This is a genomic window from Alphaproteobacteria bacterium, assembly GCA_019635875.1.
GTDB lineage: Bacteria > Pseudomonadota > Alphaproteobacteria > Reyranellales > Reyranellaceae > JAFAZJ01.
The window spans coordinates 120,735-143,933 of record JAHBYP010000006.1 but is presented as its reverse complement, the minus strand read 5'-3'; the positions used below and the strand labels follow the sequence as shown (position 1 = coordinate 143,933).

Genomic DNA, 23,199 nt, shown 5'->3' with positions numbered 1-23,199 from the left:
TCAGCCGGCGCGGCTGGTGAAGTACCAGAGAATGATGAACACGATCGCCGCCAGCTGCAGGCGCACGCGCCACCACATGAAGCGGTTGCTGCGCTGCGCCCGCTCCAGCCCGCCGGCGCTCATCCCGGCCATGCCGATGAAGATCGAGCCCAGCGCGCCCAGCATCGACAGGCCGGCGAGGATCAGGAACAGGTAGGACAGAACCTTCATCATGGCCCCTACATGGGCGATCCGGCCGGCCGGCGCCAGTGCCTATCCCGGCAGGCCCACGGCATCGCGCAGGCGGTGGTACTGGATGGCCAGCGCGATGAAGGGCTGGCGGATGCCGAACAGCGGCACCCGGGGCAGGTCGCTCAGCGGCAGCTCGAGATCCGCGTCCGGCGTGCCCGACAGCGCCTTGGCCAGCACCGTGCCCATCGCCGTGGTCATCGCCACGCCGCGGCCGTTGTAACCCAGGCCGGCTATCACGCCGGGTGCCAGACGGCAGACATGCGGCATGTGGTCGAGCGTCAGGCCGACCGTGCCCGACCACGCGTGCTCGAACTGCGGCGCATCGAGGAACGGCCAGAAGCGGCGCATGGCGCGCACCAGGGTATCGAGCGTGGCGTCGCCGACATGCTCGCCCATCGGCCCGCGGCCGCCCATCAGCAGGCGGCCATCGGCGTCGAGGCGATAATAGAAGGCGAGCTTGCGCGTCTCCGACACCACCGCGCCGTTGGGCAGGATGCGCTTGCGCACGTTGTGGCCCAGGGGCGTGGTGGCGATCTGCACGCTCTTCACCGGCACCTGCGCCGTGCGCAGGCCGGGCCACAGCCCGTCGCTGTAGGCGTCGGTGCACAGCGCGACCTGGCCGGCGCGCACCGAGCCGGTCGCGGTCCTCAGGCGCCAGCCGTCGCCCTCCTTGCCGATGCTCGTGGCGCGCGAGCGCACGAACAGCCGCGCGCCGGCCTTTACCGCCGCACCGGCAAGGCCGCGCGCATAGGCCAGCGGATTGACCTGGCCGGCGCGACGATCGATCCAGCCACCCTCGTAGAAGTCGTGCCCGGTTTCCTCGGCGATCGCCTTGCGGTCGAGAATGTCGGCCGGCGCGCCCTCGCGCTGCCATTCGTCGGCGCGCGACAGCACCGATTTGAGCGCGACCCGCGAGTGCGCGCCCTGGATCCAGCCGCCCTGGGTCGCGGGACAATCCATCGCGTGACGCCTGATCAGGTCGAACACCAGGTCGGCGGCGCCGCCCGAGAGCTTCACGATGCGGCCGCCCATGTCCTGGCCGTAGTCGCGGCGCAGCGCGCTGGGATCCATCTTCAGGCCCGGGATCACCTGCCCGCCATTGCGACCCGAGGCGCCGCTGCCGATCTGGTCGGCCTCGAGCAACACCACCGACAGGCCGCGCTCGGCGGCATGCAGTGCCGTCGACAGGCCGGTGAAGCCGCCGCCGACGACGACGGCGTCGGCGATCAGCTCGCCATCGAGGGTGGGAAGATCGGGCGCGGCGGCGGCGGTCGCGGCCCACAGGCCGCCTTCCATGCCGGGACGGTGAATCGGACGGTCGGACATCGGCCGACCGTAGCGCGCCTCAGCGCGATGTGCGACGGCGCAATCGATCGAGGCGGGCGCGGATCGCGGCGCGCGCCGTGGCGCCGCTGAGATCCTCGGGCAAGGTCGCGTCGGCGAAGCGCTTGGCGCCGACATAGCCGGCGAGACCGCCGATGCAGGCGCCGACCGCGGCGGTCGCCAGCACGCCCGGCCCGGTCTTCAGCCCGACCAGCATGCCCAGCTTGCCGCCGGTCTTGAAGCCCGCGGCGCCGGCAGCAAAGCTGCCGGCCTGCGCCACGCCCTCGACCGCCAGCGGCCGGATGGACCTCTGCCTGAAGCTGATGGTGCCGGCGCGGCCCACTTCGGCCGTGGTCCACGCCAGGCCGATGCCCTGGAACACCTGCCAGACCCGATCGGGAGACATTGCCCCTCCAGGCCGCGCAAACGCGGCTCCGTCAAGATGGTGACGCCGTGCGCCGAATCAACGGGGCGGCGGCCCCTTGCCAGGCGCGCCCGGCGGAGGGTCGCGCCGCAGCAGCGCCGGATCGACCGCGCCCCTGAAGCAGCCCAGCGTGTAGGGGAACTCGTCGTTGGCCCGGTAGTGGTAGGTCGTCGTCCAGCTGCCATCCATCCTGCGCACCCGACCGATTGTGCCGTGGCACTCGTCGAGATCCCTGTTGGAGTACTTGCGACCGCCCTCGCCATAGGGCCCGTAGATCGCAAAGCCGTCGAGCGCCCAGCCGACCAGCGGCGAATCCTGGCCGGGCGCGGCCTGCGGCAGGCATGGGCCGTGGTGATGGTAGTGATACAGGCCGCCGGGCGGCGGATGGCCCTCGCAGCCGTCGAAAATCTCGTTGGCCACGGCGTCGCGGCCCTCGGCGTCAAGCGCATGGAAAAGCACCGCGCCGGTGACGGTGATGCCGATCGGGCCCATCGGCAGGCACGAGACCTGCGGCGCCAGCGTCGGATTCGCCGGCAACACCCAGTCGATATCGCGCCCTCTGATCGAATTGGGATTGGGATCGTAGCGGCCGGCCGCGCTGTCGCGCGGGATCGGGAAGCTGCCGGTGGGATGGCTGGGCAGCGCGCTGCCGGTGATGCGCAGCCGATCTCCCTGCCGGCGCGCCGAGAAGCGCGCCTCGGACCACGCCACCGAGCCGGCGACGATCGGCTTGCGGGCGAAATAGATCGTGCCGTCCGCCGCCAGCCACGGCCGCTTCAGCGACAGCCCCATGACCGTGAAGCCGCAGGCCCACAGCGTGTCGCGCGCCGGCCGGTCGACGCGACGCTTGTCGGCCGCGCCCTGCGCGATGGCACCCTGCCCCTTGAGAGTCGGCAATTGCGCCAGCGCCGGAAACGAGAACGCCATCAAGCCCGCGACGATCGCCACAGCGCGCGCACCCATGATCCGCCTCCCCCGATGCGGCTCGCACCATAGCCCAGGCACGGCACCCATCCGCCGGGAATTGCATCGAGGCATGACGACAAGCGACACAAGCTGCGACGCCAACGCCGTTGACGGCGGCGGTACAGAACCCCTATCCAGACCCCGGGCCACGCTCCCCCACCGGAGCGCTTCTCTTCTGGAAGGGAGAGTTGTCTATGAAGCCGAACGCGCGTCCCCAGCGTCCCGATTTTTCCTCCGGTCCCTGCGCCAAGCGCCCCGGATGGACGCCACAAGCCCTCCTCGACGCCGCCACCGGCCGCTCCCATCGCTCCAAGCTCGGCAAGAAGAAGCTCGCCGAGGTCATCGACCGCACGCGCAAGGTGCTGGGCATTCCCGCCGACCACCGCATCGGCATCGTGCCGGCCTCCGACACCGGCGCCGTCGAGATGACCCTGTGGTCGATGCTGGGCGCGCGCCCGGTCGACGTGCTGGTCTGGGAGAGCTTCGGCGAAGGCTGGGCCACCGACATCGTCAAGCAACTCAAGCTCAAGGACGCGCGCATCCTGAAGGCGCCCTACGGCGCGCTGCCCGATCTCAGGCAGGTCGACTGGACGCACGACGTCGTCTTCACCTGGAACGGCACGACCTCCGGCGTGCGCGTGCCCGACGGCGACTGGATCGCCGACGACCGCACGGGTCTCGCGATCTGCGACGCCACCTCGGCGGTGTTCGCGCAGGACCTGCCGTGGGCCAAGCTCGATGTCGTGACCTGGAGCTGGCAGAAGGTGATGGGCGGCGAAGGCGCGCACGGCATGCTGGTGCTCTCGCCGCGCGCCGTCGAGCGGCTGACCAGCTACACGCCGCCCTGGCCGCTGCCCAAGCTGTTCCGCATGACCTCCGGCGGCAAGCTCAGCGAGGGCATCTTCAAGGGCGAGACCATCAACACGCCCTCGATGCTGGCGGTCGAGGATGCGATCGACGGGCTGGCCTGGGGCGAGAAGGTCGGCGGGCTGCAGGGCCTGATGGCGCGCTCCAACGCCAACCTCGCGGTGCTCGAGAAGTTCGTCGCCCAGCGCCCATGGGCCGACTTCCTCGCCCGGGTGCCGGCGACGCGCTCGAACACCTCTGTCTGCATCAACATCGTGGCGCCGTGGTTCACCGCGCTCGACGAGACGAAGCAGGCGGCGGCGGCCAAGAAGCTGGCCGACATGCTCGAGGCCGAGAACGCCGGCTACGATCTCGGCCACTACCGCGACGCGCCGCCGGGTCTGCGCATCTGGTGCGGCGCCACGGTCGAGACCGCCGACCTCGAAGCCCTCGTGCCGTGGCTCGACTGGGCCTATGCCGAGATCGAGAAGGAATTCGGCGCCAAGGCCGCCTGAGTCACCGCGTTCGCTTTTCCCTTCCTTTCCTCCTCGTACGGGAGCGTTGAACCATGCCCAAGGTTCTCATCTCCGATGACCTCTCGCCGCGCGCCGCCGAGATCTTCCGCGAGCGCGGCATCGACGTCGACGTGAAGATCGGGCTGAAGCCGGCCGAATTGCGCGACATCGTCGGCGGCTACGACGGCCTCGCCATCCGCAGCGCCACCAAGGTCACCGCCGAGGTTCTGGCTGTGGCCAAGAAGCTGAAGGTCGTCGGACGCGCCGGCATCGGCGTCGACAATGTCGACATCAAGTCGGCCACGGCCAACGGCGTCGTCGTCATGAACACGCCCTTCGGCAACGCCATCACCACCGCCGAGCACGCCATCGCGCTGATGTTCGCCGTCGCCCGCCAGGTGCCGGAAGCCAACACCAGCACCCAGGCCGGCAAGTGGGAGAAGAACCGTTTCCTGGGCGTCGAGCTCAGCTTCAAGACCCTGGGGCTGATCGGCTGCGGCAATATCGGCTCGATCGTGGCGGAGCGCGCCATCGGGCTGAAGATGCGGGTGATCGCCTTCGATCCCTTCCTGTCGGAGGACCGCGCCGTCGAGCTCGGCGTCGAGAAGGTGACGCTCGACGAGCTGATCGCGCGCGCCGACTTCATCTCCGTCCACACGCCGCTCACCGAGCAGACCAGGAACATCCTCAGCCGCGAGCGGCTGATGAAGACCAAGAAGGGCGTGCGCATCATCAACTGCGCGCGCGGCGGCCTGGTCGACGAACTCGCCGTGCGCGACCTGCTGATCTCCGGCCATATCGCCGGCGCCGGCTTCGACGTGTTCGTCGACGAGCCGGCCAAGGACAACGTGCTGTTCGGCGCCCCCAATCTCGTGTGCACGCCGCATCTGGGCGCCAGCACGCTCGAGGCGCAGGAGAACGTCGCCCTGCAGGTCGCCGAGCAGATGAGCGACTACCTGAACACCGGCGCGGTCGTGAACTCGCTCAACATGCCCAATGTCTCGGCCGAGGACGCGCCGCGCCTGGCGCCCTACCTCAAGCTGGCGGAGAACCTCGGCTCCTTCGCCGGCCAGCTCACCGAGACCGGCATCAAGGCGCTCAGCGTCGAGTACGAGGGCGCGGTCGCGGCGCTCAACGTCAAGCCGCTGACCCAGGCGGTGCTGACCGGCCTGCTGCGCCCGCAGCTCGAGACCGTCAACATGGTAAACGCGCCGATCATGGCACGCGAGCGCGGCGTCGACGTCGCCGAGGTCAAGCACGAGCGCGACAGCGACTACCAGACCAAGATCACGGTGACGGTGACCACCGAGCGGCGCACGCGCTCGGTGTCGGGCACGCTGTTCGGCGGCTCGAAGCCGCGCCTGGTGAACATCAAGGGCATCGACATCGAGGCCGAGTTCGGCCCGCACATGCTCTACATCACCAACGAGGACAAGCCCGGCTTCATCGGTCGCCTGGGCGCGCTGCTGGGCGACTCCAGGGTCAACATCGCCACCTTCCATCTCGGTCGCGACAAGCCGGGCGGCGAGGCGATCGCCCTGGTCGCCGTCGATTCGGCGATCTCGCCCGACCTGCTGACCAAGATTGCCGCTCTCGAAGGCGTGACCCAGGCCAAGCCGCTGTCGTTCTGAACACGTGTCATCCCGAGCGCGGCGAGCATTCAGGTCCATCGTATGTGGCGTTCTCCCCTTCTCCCCGCGCAGGCGGGGAGAAGGTGCCGAGCGCCAGCGAGGCGGATGAGGGGCTTCGCAGCGGCGCGAAAGGCACCGAGTTCGACCGCTGCATCGTGAAGCCCCTCATCCGGCGCTTCGCGCCACCTTCTCCCCGCCTTCGAGGGGAGAAGGGAAATGCGATCGCCCAGCGAATGCGGCGAGGATGACTGACGGTTTCGTTGACGCGCTCTCCGCTCTACACTGGCGGCATGCTGTTTGACGACGCGTTGCGCGAAACGATCCGGTCCCGTCTTTCCACCTTCGAGCGACGTGTCCCGGAGGGCACGGACAAGCTCAAGCGCGCCGCCGTCGCCATCTGTGTCGCCGCGCGCGAGGATCCGGCCGACAGCTGGGGCAATCCCGACGACGCCGCTTTCCTGCTCACCCGCCGCGCGCCCAAGCTGCGCGCGCACGGCGGCCAGCTCGCGCTGCCGGGCGGCCGCGTCGATCCCGGCGAGACGATCGAGCAGACGGCCCTGCGCGAGCTCGATGAAGAGCTTGGCGTCAGCCTGGGCAGCGACGCCGTGCTGGGCCATCTAGATCCTTACCCGACGCGGTCGGGCTACCTGATCGCCCCCATCGTCGTGTGGACACCGCGCGGCACGGTGGTCACGCCCAACCCGGCCGAGGTCGACTGGCTGTTCCGCATCCCGCTCAGCGAGCTGCGCCGCCCGGACTCACCGGAGATCTTCAACATCCCCGAAAGCGACCGACCGGTGATCCGCCTGCCGATCCCGCTGATGAACACCGAGATCAACGCGCCCACGGCGGCGATGCTCTACCAGTTCCGCGAAGTGGCGCTCGAGGACCGCGCCACCCGTGTCAATCACTTCGACCAGCCGGTCTTTGCCTGGCGCTAAAACGCCGCTTGCCGGATCTCCCGTCCCGTGGAAGATTGTCGACAATCGACGATGACCACAGACGAACTCCTCAGGCCCATCCCCAAGAGCACGCTGCGTGCCCACGTGGCCGAGCGGCTGCGGATGGCCATACTTGCCGGCGACATCCCGCCCGGTGCGCCGCTGGTTGAGACGGCACTGTCCCAGCGCTTCGACGTGAGCCGCGGACCGCTGCGCGAGGCGCTGCGGCAGCTGATCGAGGAAGGGCTGGTCGTGACGGTGCCCTATACCGGCACGCACGTGGCGCCGCTGTCCGTCGAGGACGTCCAGGAGATCTATTCTCTGCGCACCGCGCTCGAGACCTTCGCCTTCGAGCAGGTGTGGGAGCGGCGGGACGCGCGCTTTCGCGCCGAGCTGCGGCGGCGCAACGATGCGCTGCTGGCCACCATCGACGCCGGCGACGACCGCGCCAGCATCTCGGCCGAGCTGGATCTGCATGGCCTGGTCTACGAGGCGAGCGGGCATCGGCTGCTGCGGAACGCCTGGCATGGCCTGCGCGGTCGCCTGCAGCTCTACTGGGCGGCACATCATCGCGCGCACCGCATGCGCGGCCCAAAGCGCGACGCCCACGATAGCTACATCGCCGCCGCGTTCGGCGACGATCTCGCCGTCATGCGGCTGGAGATCGTCGAGCACATGCGGCGCGGCGCGCAGACGACCGAGAATTTCCTGCGCGCGCAGCCATCCGTCCTGGGGAAGAAAAAGGGAGACTTCACATGACCATCCATCGCCGTTCCCTGCTCGCCGCGGTGATCGCCGGCACCGGCGCGCTCACCCTGCCGCTCGTGGCACATGCCGCCGGCACGCTCGACGATGTGAAGAAGCGCGGCACGCTGCGGGTCGGCGTGACGCAGGCGCCGCCCTGGTACTCGAAGGATCCGAAGACCGGCGAGTGGACGTCCGGGCTGGGCGTGTTCATGGGCAAGGCCATGGCGCAATCGCTCGGCGCGAAGTTCGAGGCGGTCGAGGTCTCGTGGGGCAACGCGATCGCGGCCCTGCAGGGCAACAAGATCGACCTGATGTTCGTGCTCGACGCCACGGCCCAGCGCAAGGAAGCCGTCGACTTTCCCGAGGCGCCGCTGCTCTGGTACTCGCTCGCCGTGCTGGCGCGCGATGATCTTGCGGTCAGCGCCTGGACGGACCTCGACAAGCCGGGCCTGAAGCTGTCCTGCGCGCAGGCCACGACCATCGACACGTTCCTCACCGCCAATACGCCGAAGGCCGATATCCAGCGCTTCCCGGGCAACGTCGAGGCGATCGCCGCCTTCCAGTCCGGACGCGTCGATGCGGTGGCCATGTTCCATCCGCCGCTGCTGGCCGCGCGCCAGCGTCTCGGCAAGGGCAAGCTCGTGGTGCCGACGCCGTCGAAATCCGTCCCGTCGAGCGTGGCGGTGCGCAAGGGCGACAAGGAATTCGTCGCCTGGGTCGACAAGGTCGTCGGCGAGCACTACCGCAGCGGCCAGGTCCAGAAATGGTACGAGCAGTCGATCGCGGATTTCGGCCTCGATCCCAAGAAGGTGCCGCCGATCATGAAGGAAATGATCAAGTAGCCGCCGGCCCGCCACGCGGTAGAGCATGATGCGGACAGATTGTGCTCCCTGTCATCCCGAGCGCAGCGAGGGATCTTGTGAACTGGAAAGATCCCTCGCTGCGCTCGGGATGACGGCAGCGATTCGACTCACCCGCATCAAGCGCTAGGCCGAGATGTACGAGTGGAACTTCGCGCCCGTCTTCGCCAGCGCCGGCCTGCTGGCGGAAGGCCTCGCCAACACGCTCAAGGTCACGGCGATCGCGCTTGTCTTCGGTCTCATGATCGGGCTCGCGCTCGCCCTGCTGCGGCTCTCGCCGCGGCGCTTTCTGTCGTGGCCGGCCGGTCTGGTCATCGAGGTCTTTCGCACCACGCCGCCCCTGGTCCAGCTTTTCTGGTTCTTCTTCGCCCTGCCGCTGATCGCCGGCATCGAGATGACGCCGTTCGCGGCGGCGATCGTCACCTTCTCGATCCAGTCGGCGGCGTTCTTCGCCGAGGTGTTCCGCGCCGGCATCCAGTCGATCGATCGCGGCCAGTGGGAGGGGGCGCTGGCCATCGGCATGGTGCGCGCCCAGGCGCTGCGTCGCATCGTGCTGCCGCAGGCCATCACGCGCATGATCCCGGCCTTCCTCGAACGCTCGATCGAGCTGATGAAGACCACGACGCTGGTCGCGACGATCGCCTACGCCGACCTGCTGTTCCAGGCCAACGCGATCGCGCAAACGACCTACCGCCCGCTGGAGACCTTCACCGTGGCGGCGCTGCTCTACTTCGTCGTCATCTTCGGCTTCAGCCTGCTGGCGCGGCGCATCGAGCGCCGGCTTGCCGTCGGCGGCGACTCGACGGTGCATTGAGCGCGCCATGGGCCAGGCCTGGGACTTCGCCTCCGTCTTCGCCAACAGCGACGCCCTGATCGCCGGCGCCGTCGGCACGCTGCGCCTGTTCGCGATCTGCCTGGTGCTGGGTCTCGGCCTCGGCCTGGTGGTCGGGCTGGGCCGCTACGCGCACAGCAGGTGGATCAACCTACCGGCGGCCATCTTCGTCGAGTTCTTCCGCAACACGCCGGTGCTGGTGCAGATCCTCTGGTTCTACTTCGCGCTGCCGATCCTGATGCCGTTCGAGATCAGCCCGCTCTGGGCGGCGGCGCTCGGCATCTCGCTCAACACCGCCGCCTTCTCGGCCGACATCTACCGCGGCGGCATCCAGTCGATCGAACGCGGCCAATGGGACGCGGCGCGCGCCATCGGCATGCGCTGGGGCCAGGCGATGCGTCGCATCATCCTGCCGCAGGCGCTGAAGCGCATGACGCCGGCGCTGACCAATCGCGCCATCGAGGCCTTCAAGATGACGACGCTCGCCTCGGCGGTGGCCTATGTCGAGCTGCTGCAGCAGGGCAAGCTGATCGCCTCGCTCAACTTCAACCCGATCGAGGCCTACACGACGATCGCCGTGGTCTTCTTCGTCATCCTCTGGCCACTGGTGCAGCTGACCTATGTCCTCGAGCGCCGGCTCAAGAGGAGCGAATGACCATCCTCAGGGTCCGCGCGCTCGCCAAGCGCTTCGGTGCGACCGAGGTGCTGCGCGGCATCGATCTCGACGTGGCGCGCGGCGAGCGTATCGCCATCCTGGGCGTCTCCGGCTCGGGCAAGAGCACCCTGCTGCGCTGCCTGAACTTCATGGAGCTGCCGAGCTCGGGCCGCGTCGAGCTCGACGGGCGGCCGATCGGCAGCGCTCGCGGCAAGGGCATCGTCTATCGCGAGAGCGAGCTCACCGCCGTGCGCCAGAAGGTCGGCATGGTCTTCCAGCAGTTCAACCTCTTCCCGCACATGACGGCGATCGGCAACGTGATGGAAGGGCTGCGCACGGTGCGCCGCCAATCGAAGGCCGAGGCGCGCGAACGCGCGGAGCGCGAGCTGGCGCGGGTCGGTCTGGCCGAGAAGGCCGAGACCTATCCCGCGCATCTTTCCGGCGGGCAGAAGCAGCGCGTGGCGATCGCCCGCGCGCTCGCAATGGATCCCGAGGTGCTGCTGTTCGACGAGCCGACCTCCGCGCTCGATCCGGAACTCGTCGGCGAGGTGCTGACGGCGATCCGCTCGCTCGCCGAGGAGGGCCGCACCATGCTGCTGGTGACGCACGAGCTGGGCTTCGCCTATCACGTCGCCACCCGCGTGATCTTCCTCGCCGACGGCACGATCCACGAGCAGGGCACGCCGGACGAGATCCTGAAGAATCCGAAGGCCGAGCGGACTCGCGCCTTCCTCGCCAGCCACCGCCAGTTCAGCTTCTAGGAGTAGAGGACCGTGAAGGACGCAACGGGCGCGCAGAGCGCGCAGGGCTACCAGGCCGACGCACGCAACGAGAAGGTCGTGGTCTACCTCAACGGCGCCTTCGTGCCGCGCAACGAGGCGCGGGTCTCGATCTTCGACGCGGGCTTCGTGCTGGGCGACGGCGTCTGGGAAGGGCTGCGGCTGGTCAAGGGCAGGCTGATCAGCCTCGAGGCCCATCTCGACCGGCTGTTCGAGGGCGCGCGGGCGATCGATCTCGACATCGGGCTCGACCGCGCCGGCGTGGTGAAGGCCATCCAGGACACGCTCGACGCCAACGGCATGACCGACGGCGCGCATCTGCGGCTGATGATCACGCGCGGCATCAAGAGCACGCCCAACCAGGACCCGCGCTTCATCGTCTCCGGCCCGACCATCGTCATCGTGGCCGAATACAAGTCGCCGCTGCCGGAAGCCAAGGCGAAGGGCTACGCGCTCTTCACCTCGACCTTCCGCACCAGCAATCCCGACATGTTCGACCTGCGCCTGAACTCGCACAGCCGGCTGAACCTGATCCAGGCGCTGATCCAGGCGATCCACGCCGGCGCCGACGAGGCGCTGATGCTCGACCCGCGCGGCTTCGTCGCCTCGTGCAATTCGACCAACTTCTTCATCGTGCGCGGCCGCGAGCTGTGGACCTCGACCAGTGCCTACAGCTTCAAGGGCATCACCCAGGGCAACGTGATCGCCGCCTGGCGCGCGGCCGGCGGCGTCGCGCGCGAATGTGACTTCACGCTGACCCAGGTCTATTCGGCGAACGAAGCCTTCGTCACCGGCACCTTGGGCGGCGTGACGCCGGTGACCAGGGTCGATGGCCGCGCGATCGGCGACGGCAAGCCCGGACCCGTCACGAAGGAGGCCAGCGACCTCTATCTGAAATCGGTCGGCGCGCTTTGAGCCCCTTCCCCCGGAGGGGGAAGGTGGCAGCGCGAAGCGCTGACGGAAGGGGGATGTTGAAGACGAACGCAGAATTCGTCTTCAACATCCCCCTTCCGCCCTTCGGGCACCTTCCCCCTCCGGGGGAAGGGTCTTCTACGCAGCCGTTACGGCCTGCCGGCCGAAGATGAAGCCCTCGTAGCCCTTCGCCACGACCTCGTCGCAGCGCCTCTTGTAGCGGTCGAAGCCGCCGACATAGGGCATGAACACGCGCGGCTTGCCGGGGATGTTGGCGCCGACATACCAGGAATTGGCCAGCGGATAGAGCGTGCTGTCGGCCACCGCGTTGACGTGATGCACCCACTCCATCTCGGCTTCGGCGGTCGGCTCGATCCGATCGAGGCCCTTCTCGCGCATGTGCTTGAGGCACTCGGCGATCCAGTCGGTGTGCTGCTCGATCGAGGCGATCATCTGCGTCTTCACGCCCGGACTGCCGGGGCCGGTGATGACGAACATGTTGGGGAAGCCCGAGACCATCAGGCCGAGATAGGTCAGCGGCCCGCCTTCCCAGTGATCGGCCAGCACGGCGCCGTCGGTCGTGCGGATGTCGATCTCGCGCAGCGCGCCCGTCATCGCGTCGAAGCCGGTGGCGAAGACGATGGCATCGAGCTCGAATTCCGCGCCGCTCTTCAGACGCGCGCCCGTGGGCGTGATCTCGGCGATCGGATCGCTGCGCACGTCGATCAGCGCGACGTTGTCGCGGTTGTAGGTCTCGTAGTAGTTCGTATCGAGGCACAGCCGCTTGGTGCCGATCGGATGGTCCTTGGGCGCCAGCAGCTCCGCCGTGCGCTTGTCCCTGACGATGCCGCGGATCTTCTCGCGCACGAATTCCGAGGCGGTGTCGTTGGACTGCTTGTTCACCAGCAGGTCGGTATAGGCGTAGAGATAGCTGATGCTGCCGCCTTCCTGCCATTTCGCCTCGTAGGAGGCGCGGCGCTCGGCGTCGCTCGCCTGCAGCGCCGACTGGGTCGGCTTGGCATGGCCGGCGATCGCGAACGGCGTGTCGTGGGCGGCACGGCGGCGCGCCGGATACTCCGCCTTGTGGCGGCGCTCCTTGGCCTGGTCCATCGGCATGTTGCGCGCCGGCAGGCTGAAATTCGCCGTGCGCTGGAACACCGTGAGGTGCTTCGCCTGCTGGGCGATGATCGGGATCATCTGCACGCCCGACGAGCCCGTGCCGATCACGCCCACACGCTTGCCGCTGAAGTCGACGCCCTCGTGCGGCCACAGGCCGGAGTGGTACCACTTGCCCTTGAAGCCGCTGATGCCCTTGAAGTCCGGCACGCGCGGCGTCGAGAGGTTGCCTGCGGCCATCACGCAATGGCGCGCGCGGATGATCTCACCCGAAGCCGTCGTCAGCGTCCATTCCCCGGCGCGCGAATCGAACACCGCCGAACTGATGCGCGTGTTGAGCTGCACGTCTCGGCGCAGGTCGAAGCGGTCGGCGACATGGTTGATGTAGCGCAGGATCTCCGGCTGGGTGCCGTAGCGCTCCGGCCACTTCCACTCCTGCTGAAGCTCGTCAGAGAAGGAGTACGAGTACTCCAGGCTCTCGACGTCGCAGCGCGCGCCGGGGTAGCGGTTCCAGAACCACGTGCCGCCGATGCCCGAGCCCTGCTCGTAGGCGCGTACCGAGAAGCCGAGGCCGCGCAGTCGGTGGATCGCGTACAGCCCCGCCAGCCCGCCGCCGACGATCGCGACGTCGAGGCGGGTCGAGGAACCACCGCCGGGAAGGGTCGAAGCATCAGGCATCGCGGGCTCTCCGGGTCATATGAACGACCGTTTACCTCGCGTCGCCGGCTGCGGCAACGCCTCGCGACGCATCGTAGCCTTGCACTTTGCCGAAGCCAGGCCCGGACGCGTCGAGCGTCCTGTCATCCCGAGCGGAGCGAGGGATCCAGGCGACAACCGGGATCCCTCGCTCCGCTCGGGATGGCAGTTTGATCCCTCTACGCGGCCGGCAGATGCGCGCGCAGGAAGGTGCGCACCTGGCGCACAACGACGCGGATCATCTCGGGCGGCTCCTTCCACGGGAACAGGCTGACCTCCGACCGCGGCGCCAGCCGCACCGTCTCCATCGCCACCGCGTAGGGGTGCGGCGGGATGTCGTCGGGCAGCACCAGCACCGGCGTCTGGCAGCCGCGCACGAAATCGCGGCTCACCGTGAACACGAAATCGCCGGGCGAGCGATACATCCTGTTGAGGAACGCGCTCACCATCTCGGTCGTGATCTCCGGGCGGCGCTGCATCAGCGGCGGCCCCCAGCCGTTCATGTTGTTGTTGTAGAACTGGTCGGGCATTTCCGGCCGGTGGCCGCTGGGCTGCGTCAGCACCGCGGCGACCACGCGATCGGGCGCACGGCGCATCAGGTTCCACGAGAACGGCCCGCCGATGCAGTAGCCGATCACCGCGAATCTGTTGATGCCGAGATGGTCCATCAGCCCGAGATGATCGTCGGTATAGGCATCCCACGGCCGCTCGATCTCCAGCGGCCCCGACGACTGGCCGTCCTTGGCGTTGCGCAAATCGGCGACGATGCAGCGATAGCGGTCCTTGAGCTCCTCGACCGCGTTGAATGGCGCGTTGGTCCTGAGGTTGTTGATCACCGAGTTCAATCCGCCGCCGGGAATGATCAGCAGCGGAAAGCCCGACCCCGCCTCCTCGTAACGGATGCGGACATTGCCTCTTTCGTAAAACGGCATGGCGGTTTCCTCCCGGGCGCGGAGCGTGCCACGATAAGCAGGAACAAACGAGTCACCTCAAGGGCGGATGCGTCATGCAGGACAGCAGCACCTACTGGAAGAAATCGCGCGTCGAATTGCGCGCCGCCGGCTTCGAGCCGGACAAGGCGGCGAACACCAGTGCCGTGGTCACCATCGCCGCCGCCCACACCAACGCCCATCGCTGCAACAACCGGGTGCGCGGCATCGCCGACCTGCTGGTCGAATTGCTGGCCGAGCGCGGCGGCCAGGGCCTGATCGTCGGCGCGCCGGCGGTGTCGGATGCGCTGACCCAAGGCACGCCGACCGCCGGCTACAGCCTGGTGTCGCGCGATGTCGTGGCCGACTGCTTCGAGATCGGCCACTACGCCCATCACGGTGACGCGATGATCGTGATCTCCGGCTGCGACAAGACCGGCGCCGCGGCCCTGATGCCGCTGGCGCGCACCAACGCCTTCGGCCTGGTGCTCTACCCCGGCACGTCGTCGCCCGGCCGCGTCTCGTTCGAGCCCTTCGCCAGCAAGGGCACCAACATCACCATCATGGACTACGCCGAGGGCCGCGCGGCGCAGGAGACCGGCCGCATCTCGGAAGGCCAGCTGCTCGAGCTCGAGCGCAACGTCATGCCCGGCAGCGGCACCTGCGGCGCGATGTTCACCGCCAACACCATGAGCACGGTGGCCGAGTCGATCGGCATGATGCTGCCGCGCGGCGCCTCGCATCCGGCCGACTACGACGCCAAAAGCGACATCCACGCCGACGTGCGGGCGCAGGCCAGGGCCTCGGTCGAGGCGCTCTATCGCCTGATCGAGAGGAACATCCGCCCGCGCGACATCATGAGCGAGCGCGCCTTCGAGAACGCGATCACGACGGTCTACGCCATGGGCGGCTCGACCAACATGTACCTGCACATCCTCGCCATCGCGCGCCAGGCCGGCGTGCCGATCACCATCGATCGCATCCAGCAGATCGGCGAGCGCGTGCCGCTGATCGCCAATCTGCAGCCGCATGGCCCCTACGCGATGACCAGCCTGCACGCGATCGGCGGCGTGCCTGTGGTGATGAAGGAGCTCCTAAGCAATGGATTCCTGCACGGCGACGTGATGACCGTCACCGGCAGGACACTGGCGGAGAATCTCGCAGACGTGCCGACGCTGGAGCAGATCGGCAAGCAGGACATCGTCTTCCCGGTCGGCAAGCCGATCGCGGCGCCGAACAACCACATCAGCGTGCTGCGCGGCAACATCGCGCCGGAGAGCTGCGTGCTGAAGCTGTCGGGCAAGACCCTGGACAAGGGCGAGTTCCGCGGCACGGCGCGCGTCTTCGACTCCGAGGCCGACACGATGAAGGCGATCCGCGCCGGCGAGATCAAGCCCGGCACCGTGATCGTCGTGCGCAATGTCGGGCCGGTCGGCGGGCCGGGCATGCCCGAGATGGTGATGCTCACCATCCAGCTGCAGGGCCGCGGCCTGGGCGAGGATGTGGCGCTGATCACCGACGGCCGCTTTTCGGGCGTCTCGCACGGCATCCTGATCGGCCACATCTCGCCTGAGGCCGCGCGCGGCGGGCCGATCGCCGCGGTACGCGACGGCGACACCATCGTCATCGACCCGAGGAAGCGCACGCTGAACGTCGCACTGCCCGACGACGAGATCGCCCGGCGCATGCAGGCGTGGCGCGCGCCTGATCTGTCGGCGCGCATCCGCCCCGGCTCGGTGCACGACAAGTACGTGAAGCTGGTGTCCTCGGCCCACCACGGCTGCGTGGTGTAGGGCGCTCTCGCTGTCATCCCGAGCGCAACGAGGGATCCAGGATAACCACTGGATCCCTCGCTGCGCTCGGGATGACAGATCTCAATACGGACGATCGCCCCGCACCAGCATCCGGTACAGGCGGCGGTGCTGGCTGTGATCGTAGTCGAATCCGGCCTTATGCAACGAGGCGCGGTCGTCGATGATCAGCAGGTCGCCCTTCTGGTACTCGTGCGCGTAGCAGAATTGCGGCTGCGTGATCCTGTCGGTGAGATCCTGCAGGAAATCCTGGGTCTCTTCGGGCGACATGCCGGTGACCGTCTCGGTCTTGGCCTTGTGGAACCACACCGCCCTGGTGCCGGTCTCCGGGTGGGTGCGGACCAGGGGATGCACCGTCGGCGGCTTCGCCGACTCGCGCTGGGCCTTCACGATGTCCGGGTTGGCTGTCGCCATGCGCGCGCTGCTGATCAGCGTATTCTCGGTCTTCGCGCCGTCGATCCTGCGCTTCAAATCGTCCGGCAGCGCCTCGTAGGCCGCCCGCGCATTGCAGACCGAGGTCGCGCCGCCCTTGTCCGGCACGGCGACGGCATACAGCATGGTGAACTTGGGCGGCAGCTCCTGGTTGGTGTGGTCGGTGTGCCATGTGGAATTGGCACCGACCTTCGCCGGCTGGCCCTTGCTGTCGAGGTGACGGTTGTCGAGCACGCTGATCAGCGGAAATCCGTCGACCAGATAGCGCCGGTTCTGGTCCTCCATCAGCTCGCCGAACATCTCCGCGGCGGCCTGCAACTGGCCCGGGGTGAGGTGCTGCTGGCCGCGAATCACGAGCACCACGTTGTCGACCACGGCGTCGTACAGCTTCTTCCGCGTCGCGCCGTCGACGGGCTGCGCAAGATCGATGCCGGTGACGATGGCGCCGATATGCTCCTTGATCTTCTCGATCTTCAGGGCCCGGGTCGGGACACTCGAAACGGCGACGTTCATGATCCTCCTCCCTTCCTTATGCGTGCATCCCTTGGCCGCGCACGAGGCGGCCGGGCAGCGCGCCGGTGGCCTCGCCGCCGCGATAGACGACCTCGCCCGACACGATCGTCGCGTCGAAGCCCTCGGTGCGCTGCACCAGGCGCTTCCCGCCGGCCGGCAGATCATAGACGATTTCCGGGCTGCGCAGGCGCAGCGCGTCGTAGTCGAGGATATTGAGGTCGGCCTTCATGCCCGTGCGCAGCAGGCCGCGATCGTCGAGCCCGATGGCGGCGGCATTGTCGGCGGTCAGGCGCTTGATGATCCACGACAGCGGGAACAGCGCGCCGCGGCCGCGATCGCGCGTCCAGTGGGTGATGGTGTAGCTGGTCGCGGTGGCGTCGCACATGATGCCGACATGCGCGCCGCCGTCGCCCAGGCCGATCAAGGTGTTGGGATCGGCGATCATGTCGCGCACGACGTCGAGGTTGCCGCCGGCGTAGTTGGTGACCGGCAGATAGAGGATGCCCCTGCCCTCGCGCTCCATCAGCAGATCGTAGGCGACCTCCTCCGGGGTGCGGCCTTCGCGCGCCGCATGCGCGGCGATGCTGTTCTCGGCCCTGGGCTCGTAGTCCGGCGGATCGCCCAGCGGATACATGCGATCCCAGCGCTCGACGCGGCGGCCGCGCGCGCTGCCCTCGAACGCCTCGCCCAGCACACGGGCCCGGAACACTGGGTCACGCAGATGCGCCAGCCGCTCCCCGAACGGCAGATGGGCGATCTTCCTGTAGCTCGGCCGGCCCATGAACGGGTTCTGCGAAAGTTCGAAGCCCAGCAGCACGCTGGTCGGCCGCGAGCGGATCTGGCCGGTGATGCGCAATCCCTCGGCATTGGCCTCGGCGATGCGGTCGAGCAGCGCGCGCCAGTTGTCGGGCCTGGCGTCGGATTGCAGCAGGCTGATCGTGACCGGCCGGCGTGACTCATTGGCAAGACGCCGGAACAGCTCGATCTCGCCCTCCTGCTCGAAATCCGAGACGATCTGCATCCAGCCGGCGCCGACATCGCGCATGGCGTGCGCGATCGCCGTCAGCTCCGCTTCCTCGGCGCGCAAGGTCGGAATGTGCCGGCCGTCGGCCGAGCGGTGATTGAGCGTGCGCGAGGTCGAGAAGCCCAGCGCGCCGGCGCGCAGGCCCTCGGCGGTGAGCGCCGCCATGCGCTGCCGGTCCTGCCCGGTCGCCGGCTCGCGCTCGACGCCGCGCTGGCCCATGACGTAGACGCGCAGCGCCGCATGCGGCACCTGGAAGGCGACGTCGGCGTCGTAGCGGCGCTTCGCGATGGCATCGAGGTAGTCCGGGAAGCTGTGCCAGTTCCACGGCAGGCCTTCGCTCAGCACGACCTCGGGGATGTCCTCGACACCCTCCATCAGGTTGATCAGCATGTCGTGCTGATCCGCGTGGCAGGGCGCGAAGCCGACGCCGCAATTGCCGCACAGCACCGTGGTCACGCCGTTCCAGGTCGAAGGCGACAACCGCTCGCTCCACGTCACCTGCGCGTCGTAATGCGTGTGCAGGTCGACGAAGCCCGGCGTCACCAGCTTGCCGCGTGCGTCGATCTCTTCCTCGCCCAGCGGAATGCCGCCGCCGATCGCCGAGATTTTCCCGTCGACGATGGCAAGATCGGCTTCATACGCATCGCCGCCGGAACCATCGACGATGGTACCGTTGCGGATCACCAGGCTGGGCGACGCGGCCATGCTTGCCTCCCGGGCGTGATGCCAGACCGTAGGGGCAGGGTGCCCGATACGGCAACGAGGAACGCGATGAGCGAAACGGGATTCAGGGCGGCGGGATTCTCATGGCGCCTGCATTGCGGCCGCCAGGCCATCGAAATGGGTATCAAGGAAGCGGTCGACCGCGCCGGCGCCCGGCGCGCCTTCGTCGTCTGCTCGCCCTCGATCAACCGCAGGACCAGCACCGTGCGCCGCATCGAAGCGGCGCTGGGGCCGCTCTATGCCGGCGTGTTCGACGGCATCGAGAAGGATTCGACCTACGCCTCGGTGCGCGCCGCGAAGGACGCCGCCGTCGCGGCCGGCGCCGACCTGCTGATCGCGGTGGGCGGCGGCAGCGTGATCGTGGCGAGCCGCGCGGTGGCGATCTTCCTGGCCGAGGCCGGAGACCCCTTCAAGCTCATGACGCAATACCCCGAGGGCAAGCCGGCCTACAGCCCGCGGCTGATGGCGCCCAAGCCGCCGATCATCAACATCCCGACGACGCCGACCAGCGCCATGAACCGCGCCGGCACCGGGCTGAAGAATCCCGATCTCGATCACCGCATGGAGTATTTCGATCCCAAGACGCGGCCGCAGGCGCTGTTCATCGACGAGGAGGTGCTGCTCGGCACGCCGCACGACGTGATGCGCTCGACCGGCACGACGGTGTTCGCGGGCCTGATCGGCGCCATGGCGCAGCTCGACGTCAATCCGCTCGCGCAAGCCAATGAGCGCCAGGCCTTCCGGCTCGCCTTCGATGCCTATCCGAAGCTCGCCGAGCAGCCCGCGACCGCGCAGCCGCGCATCGATCTGTGCATCGCCGCCTTCCTGCAGAACCGCGCCGAGGATGACGGGCTGCGCCGTTTCCGCGGCGGCACCTTCTCCGGCAATTACGCGGTCTCGACCGCGCTGCACGTGCGCTATCCGCATGTCGGCCAGGGCGAGTCGACCTGCGTCGTGCAGGCCGCGCGCATCCGCCTGTCCGATTCGATCCCGCTGCCCCAGGCGCGCCAGGTCGCGCAGGCGGTCGGCGTGTGGCGCGAGGGCATGGACGGCAGGCAGGCCGCGCTCGCCGTCGCCGACTGGCTCGAGGCGCTCTACGCGCGCATGGGCATGCCGACCAGCCTGCGCCAGCTCGAGATCCCGCGCGACGATTTGAAGAACATCGCCGCCGAGACAGTGAAGAACTTCAACGCCAATGCCGGCATGCGCTCGGCCGACGAGCAGGTCGCCGACGCGCTCAGGCTGCTGGAGGCGGCGTATTGAAGCCTCCTTCCCCCGGAGGGGGAAGGTGCCCGAAGGGCGGAAGGGGGATGCCGAAGACGGACACCGACTTCGTTGAAGCATCCCCCTTCCATCGCGCTGCGCGCGCCACCTTCCCCCTCCGGGGGAAGGGAGCTCACACCTCGCGCACGCCGGCGCGGCGGCGCATGATCTGGTCGAAGGCCTCGCCGATCACGCTCACCGGCGGCTCCAGCCCGGTAAACAGCTGGAAGGCGTCGCAGGCCTGGAAGACGCAGAGCTCGCGGCCGGTCATCACGCGGCAGCCGCGCTCGCGCGCCGCCAGCAACAGCGGCGTCCACAGCGGCGTGTAGACCACGTCGGCGACCCACATCGCGGGCTTGAGCGCCGCCACGGGCACCGGGCAGCCGGTGTCAGGCAGCATGCCGATCGGCGTGGCGTTGATCACGCCGGCGGCGCCGTCGAGCGCCTTGTCGACCGACGCCGCGAGCACCGCGCCGCCGCCGAGCGCCGCGACCAGCGCCTCGGCCTTGGCCCTGTCGCGATCGAAGACGCGCAGCTGCGGCACGGTCATGCCCGCCAGCGCGAAGCCGATGGCGCGGCCGACGCCGCCGGCGCCGACCAGCGCCACCGGCCCGCCGAGGTCGGCGCCGATCACCTCGCGCAGGGCGCGCGCGAAGCCGGTCGAATCGGTGTTGTGCCCGGTGAGCCGCTGGTCGCGGCCGACCACCACAGTATTGACCGCGCCTAAAGCCGCGATGCCCGGCGCCAGCGCGTCGAGCAGCGTCACCACCGCCTCCTTGTAGGGAAAGGTGACATTGACGCCGGCGAAGCCCAGCAGCCGCACGCCCTCGAGCATGGCGCGCAGATCGCCGCGATGCGCGCCCACGCGCTCGATCAGCTGGTAATGCGTGCGCAGCCCCAGCGCCGCGCCGGCGCTCTGGTGCATGTGCGGCGCCGCCGAGCTGGCGATCGGCGCGCCGATCAGCCCCAGCAGCAGGGATCTCGGCGTCGGATTGGGCGGTCGGGACGGCTCGTCCATGGCCGGCGCATCCTAGGCGCGAAAGCCCGCCGCTGTCCCGGCCGCTCCCGCCCCTCCGTCGTCCTGAGCACAGCGAAGGACCTCGCGGTGGTGCGGACAGGCACGGCAGCACGCTTTGGACGAGATACCGCGGGGTCCTTCGCTGCGCTCAGGACGACAGGGTGAAGATAGAGACAATCCGATTGTGTGCGCACATGTTCGGGGCATTGTCACCATTTGTCCCATCGAATAAAACCCCGGCCATTGGGTCACAGCGCCCTGAAAGGGAGCATTGTCATCATGACAATCCGCAAGCAGCGCCCGAGCTGGAAGCCGGTGGTCGAAGGCGCCACCACCCCGCTCTATTTGACCATCGCCAACCAGCTGGCCGCCGACATCGCCTCCGGCAAGCTCGAGCCGCACACCCGCCTGCCGACCCATCGCGACCTCGCCTGGGACCTGGGCTGCACCGTTGGCACGATCACGCGGGCCTATGCCGAGGCCGAGCGGCGCGGGCTGATCCATGGCGAGGTCGGCCGCGGCAGCTTCGTGCGCCCGCCGGCCCTGCCCTATCCCGAGCCGGTGGCGCCGCGCTCGATCTCCAACCCGACGGGCGACCCGCGCGCGCGCACCGACGCGCCGACCAGCAACGTCATCGATCTCGCCATGAACTGGCCCTCGCCGGCCGGCGAGGACGAGAAGATGCGCGAGACCCTGCGCGCCATCGCCGGCGGCAACGACATCGCCTCGCTTCTGGAATTCACCGGCAGGCTGGGCGTGCCGCGCCACCGCGACGCCGGCGCGAGCCTGCTGACGCGCCGCTACCAGATGCTGCCCAAGCCGGAGCGGCCGGTGCTCGATCCGTCGCGCGTGCTGATCGCCGCCGGCACGCAGCACGCGCTGATGATCGCCCTCGCGGCGCTGGCGGCGCCGGGCGACGCGGTGCTGGTCGAGGACCTCACCTATCCCGGCATCGTTTCCCTGGCGCGGCTGATGCGGCTGCGGCTGAAGCCGGTAGCCTGCGATGCCGACGGCCCGCGGCCCGAGGCGCTCGAGGCCGCCTGCCGCACCGGCGACGCGCGCGCCTTCTACGTCGTGCCGACGCAGCACAACCCCACGGGGCGCACGATCAGCGAGGCGCGGCGGAGGCGCATCGCCGAGATCATCCGCCAGTACGATCTGCCGACGGTCGAGGACGACGTCTACGGCTACTTCCCGCTCGACGCGCCGCCGCCCTTGGCCGCCTTCGCGCCCGAGCAGACCATCCATCTCGCGGGCTTGAGCAAGATGGGCGCGCCCGGCCTGCGCATCGGCTTCATGCACGCCCCGCCGCGCCTGCTTGGACGGCTGAGCGCGGCGATGGCGGCGGCGAGCTGGACCGCGGCGCCGATGATGGCGGAGATCGCCGCGCGCTGGATCGCCGACGGCACGCTCGACGAGCTGCTGCGCCGCAAGCGCGAGGAAGCCCGCAAGCGCCAGGAGATCGCGCTGCAGGTCTTCGGCGACGCCGGCGTCGATGTCGGCACGGTCTCACCTCCCTCTCCCCGCAAGCGGGGAGAGGGTCGGGGTGAGGGGCTGCGGCTGGTCGAAATCGGTACCCCGATCGCCCGCCTCTCCAGCGGCGCGGTCTCAACTCCAACGGCATCAGTATCACGCCCGCCGGCCGACGACCCACGCCGCGCCAAGCTGTTCCTGCCGGCCGCCTGCTTCCACGCCTGGCTGACTCTGCCCGAGCCCTGGCGCGCCCGCGACTTCGCCGCCGAGGCCGAAGCACTGGGCGTGCGCGTCACCCCGGCCGACGCCTTCGTCAGCGGCCGCGCCGAGGCGCCGCACGCCGTTCGCCTGTGCCTGGGCAACATCGCGGATCGGAAGGACATGAAGCGCGGGGTCGAGGTGCTGGCGCAGCTGCTGGCGGTACAGGTCGTGGGGCAGCGGGTGGTGGTGTAGGCAGCAGTGCAGCGATACAACAAGAGCGTGTATCTGTTGACATGGACGATGCACGATCTAGTCTTGCCTAGGTCACGTGGCCAATG

At 68.8% G+C, this 23,199-nt stretch carries 21 protein-coding genes; 12 read left to right on the top strand and 9 right to left on the bottom strand.

Annotated elements, in window-relative coordinates; all coding sequences use genetic code 11:
- Genes KF889_21615 through KF889_21600 form a run of 4 tightly spaced genes read right to left on the bottom strand, consistent with a single transcriptional unit; the run spans position 1 to position 2,941 of the window.
- A complete protein-coding gene (locus KF889_21615; GenBank protein MBX3502048.1) occupies positions 1-210 on the bottom strand; it encodes a twin transmembrane helix small protein in 210 nt (69 codons plus the stop codon).
- 42 nt (positions 211-252) lie between these two features.
- Positions 253-1,557: an FAD-binding oxidoreductase gene (locus tag KF889_21610; GenBank protein ID MBX3502047.1), complete on the bottom strand. Its 1,305-nt coding sequence runs from the start codon at positions 1,555-1,557 to the stop codon at positions 253-255.
- 19 nt (positions 1,558-1,576) lie between these two features.
- Positions 1,577-1,960, bottom strand: coding sequence for a hypothetical protein (locus tag KF889_21605; GenBank protein MBX3502046.1), 384 nt, complete (start codon positions 1,958-1,960; stop codon positions 1,577-1,579).
- A gap of 57 nt (positions 1,961-2,017) precedes the next feature.
- The gene (locus KF889_21600; protein MBX3502045.1) at positions 2,018-2,941 is read right to left on the bottom strand and encodes a YHYH protein; all 924 of its coding nucleotides are present in this window, start codon (positions 2,939-2,941) and stop codon (positions 2,018-2,020) included.
- A 197-nt stretch (positions 2,942-3,138) separates the two neighbouring features.
- On the opposite strand from KF889_21600, the gene KF889_21595 reads away from it, so the two are divergent.
- The 9 genes from KF889_21595 to KF889_21555 all read left to right on the top strand — a co-directional run bounded on the left by KF889_21595 (position 3,139) and on the right by KF889_21555 (position 11,665).
- Complete coding sequence (locus KF889_21595; protein ID MBX3502044.1) at positions 3,139-4,305, top strand: phosphoserine transaminase; 1,167 nt, start codon at positions 3,139-3,141, stop codon at positions 4,303-4,305.
- 53 nt (positions 4,306-4,358) lie between these two features.
- Positions 4,359-5,936: a phosphoglycerate dehydrogenase gene (gene serA, locus KF889_21590; protein ID MBX3502043.1), complete on the top strand. Its 1,578-nt coding sequence runs from the start codon at positions 4,359-4,361 to the stop codon at positions 5,934-5,936.
- A gap of 290 nt (positions 5,937-6,226) precedes the next feature.
- The gene (locus KF889_21585; protein ID MBX3502042.1) at positions 6,227-6,877 is read left to right on the top strand and encodes a CoA pyrophosphatase; all 651 of its coding nucleotides are present in this window, start codon (positions 6,227-6,229) and stop codon (positions 6,875-6,877) included.
- 51 nt (positions 6,878-6,928) lie between these two features.
- A complete protein-coding gene (locus KF889_21580) occupies positions 6,929-7,636 on the top strand; it encodes a GntR family transcriptional regulator (GenBank protein ID MBX3502041.1) in 708 nt (235 codons plus the stop codon).
- Entirely contained in the window at positions 7,633-8,466 is an 834-nt protein-coding gene (locus tag KF889_21575) for a transporter substrate-binding domain-containing protein (GenBank protein ID MBX3502040.1), read from the top strand. The genes KF889_21580 and KF889_21575 overlap by 4 nt, the downstream gene beginning before the upstream one ends.
- Before the next feature lie 154 nt (positions 8,467-8,620).
- A complete protein-coding gene (locus tag KF889_21570) occupies positions 8,621-9,298 on the top strand; it encodes an amino acid ABC transporter permease (GenBank protein ID MBX3502039.1) in 678 nt (225 codons plus the stop codon).
- Between the two features lie 7 nt (positions 9,299-9,305).
- Entirely contained in the window at positions 9,306-9,971 is a 666-nt protein-coding gene (locus KF889_21565) for an amino acid ABC transporter permease (protein ID MBX3502038.1), read from the top strand.
- On the top strand, positions 9,968-10,732 hold the full coding sequence (locus tag KF889_21560) for an amino acid ABC transporter ATP-binding protein (protein MBX3502037.1): 765 nt from the start codon (positions 9,968-9,970) through the stop codon (positions 10,730-10,732). Before KF889_21565 ends, KF889_21560 begins: the two co-directional genes overlap by 4 nt.
- Before the next feature lie 12 nt (positions 10,733-10,744).
- Positions 10,745-11,665 carry an aminotransferase class IV gene (locus tag KF889_21555; GenBank protein ID MBX3502036.1) on the top strand — a complete coding sequence of 307 codons (921 nt, stop codon included), beginning with the start codon at positions 10,745-10,747 and terminating at the stop codon, positions 11,663-11,665.
- A 135-nt stretch (positions 11,666-11,800) separates the two neighbouring features.
- On the opposite strand, the gene KF889_21550 is transcribed toward KF889_21555, so the two are convergent.
- Both KF889_21550 and KF889_21545 read right to left on the bottom strand, forming a co-directional pair.
- Entirely contained in the window at positions 11,801-13,456 is a 1,656-nt protein-coding gene (locus KF889_21550) for an NAD(P)/FAD-dependent oxidoreductase (protein ID MBX3502035.1), read from the bottom strand.
- A 197-nt stretch (positions 13,457-13,653) separates the two neighbouring features.
- Positions 13,654-14,406 carry an alpha/beta fold hydrolase gene (locus tag KF889_21545; GenBank protein ID MBX3502034.1) on the bottom strand — a complete coding sequence of 251 codons (753 nt, stop codon included), beginning with the start codon at positions 14,404-14,406 and terminating at the stop codon, positions 13,654-13,656.
- Between the two features lie 74 nt (positions 14,407-14,480).
- Between KF889_21545 and KF889_21540 the strand changes: the two genes are divergently transcribed.
- Positions 14,481-16,196, top strand: a complete 1,716-nt coding sequence (locus KF889_21540) for a dihydroxy-acid dehydratase (GenBank protein MBX3502033.1) — start codon at positions 14,481-14,483, stop codon at positions 16,194-16,196.
- An 81-nt stretch (positions 16,197-16,277) separates the two neighbouring features.
- Here KF889_21540 and KF889_21535 read toward each other — a convergent pair whose 3' ends face one another.
- Positions 16,278-17,159, bottom strand: coding sequence for a TauD/TfdA family dioxygenase (locus KF889_21535; GenBank protein MBX3502032.1), 882 nt, complete (start codon positions 17,157-17,159; stop codon positions 16,278-16,280).
- A 16-nt stretch (positions 17,160-17,175) separates the two neighbouring features.
- Entirely contained in the window at positions 17,176-18,888 is a 1,713-nt protein-coding gene (locus KF889_21530; protein MBX3502031.1) for an amidohydrolase family protein, read from the bottom strand.
- A 66-nt stretch (positions 18,889-18,954) separates the two neighbouring features.
- Between KF889_21530 and KF889_21525 the strand changes: the two genes are divergently transcribed.
- Positions 18,955-20,169 carry an iron-containing alcohol dehydrogenase gene (locus KF889_21525; GenBank protein ID MBX3502030.1) on the top strand — a complete coding sequence of 405 codons (1,215 nt, stop codon included), beginning with the start codon at positions 18,955-18,957 and terminating at the stop codon, positions 20,167-20,169.
- Positions 20,170-20,302: 133 nt separating this feature from the next.
- Here the strand turns inward: KF889_21525 and KF889_21520 are convergent, their stop codons facing one another.
- On the bottom strand, positions 20,303-21,187 hold the full coding sequence (locus KF889_21520; protein MBX3502029.1) for a shikimate dehydrogenase: 885 nt from the start codon (positions 21,185-21,187) through the stop codon (positions 20,303-20,305).
- Positions 21,188-21,466: 279 nt separating this feature from the next.
- Between KF889_21520 and KF889_21515 the strand changes: the two genes are divergently transcribed.
- Positions 21,467-23,113 carry a PLP-dependent aminotransferase family protein gene (locus KF889_21515; GenBank protein ID MBX3502028.1) on the top strand — a complete coding sequence of 549 codons (1,647 nt, stop codon included), beginning with the start codon at positions 21,467-21,469 and terminating at the stop codon, positions 23,111-23,113.
- Positions 23,114-23,199: the final 86 nt, after the last annotated feature.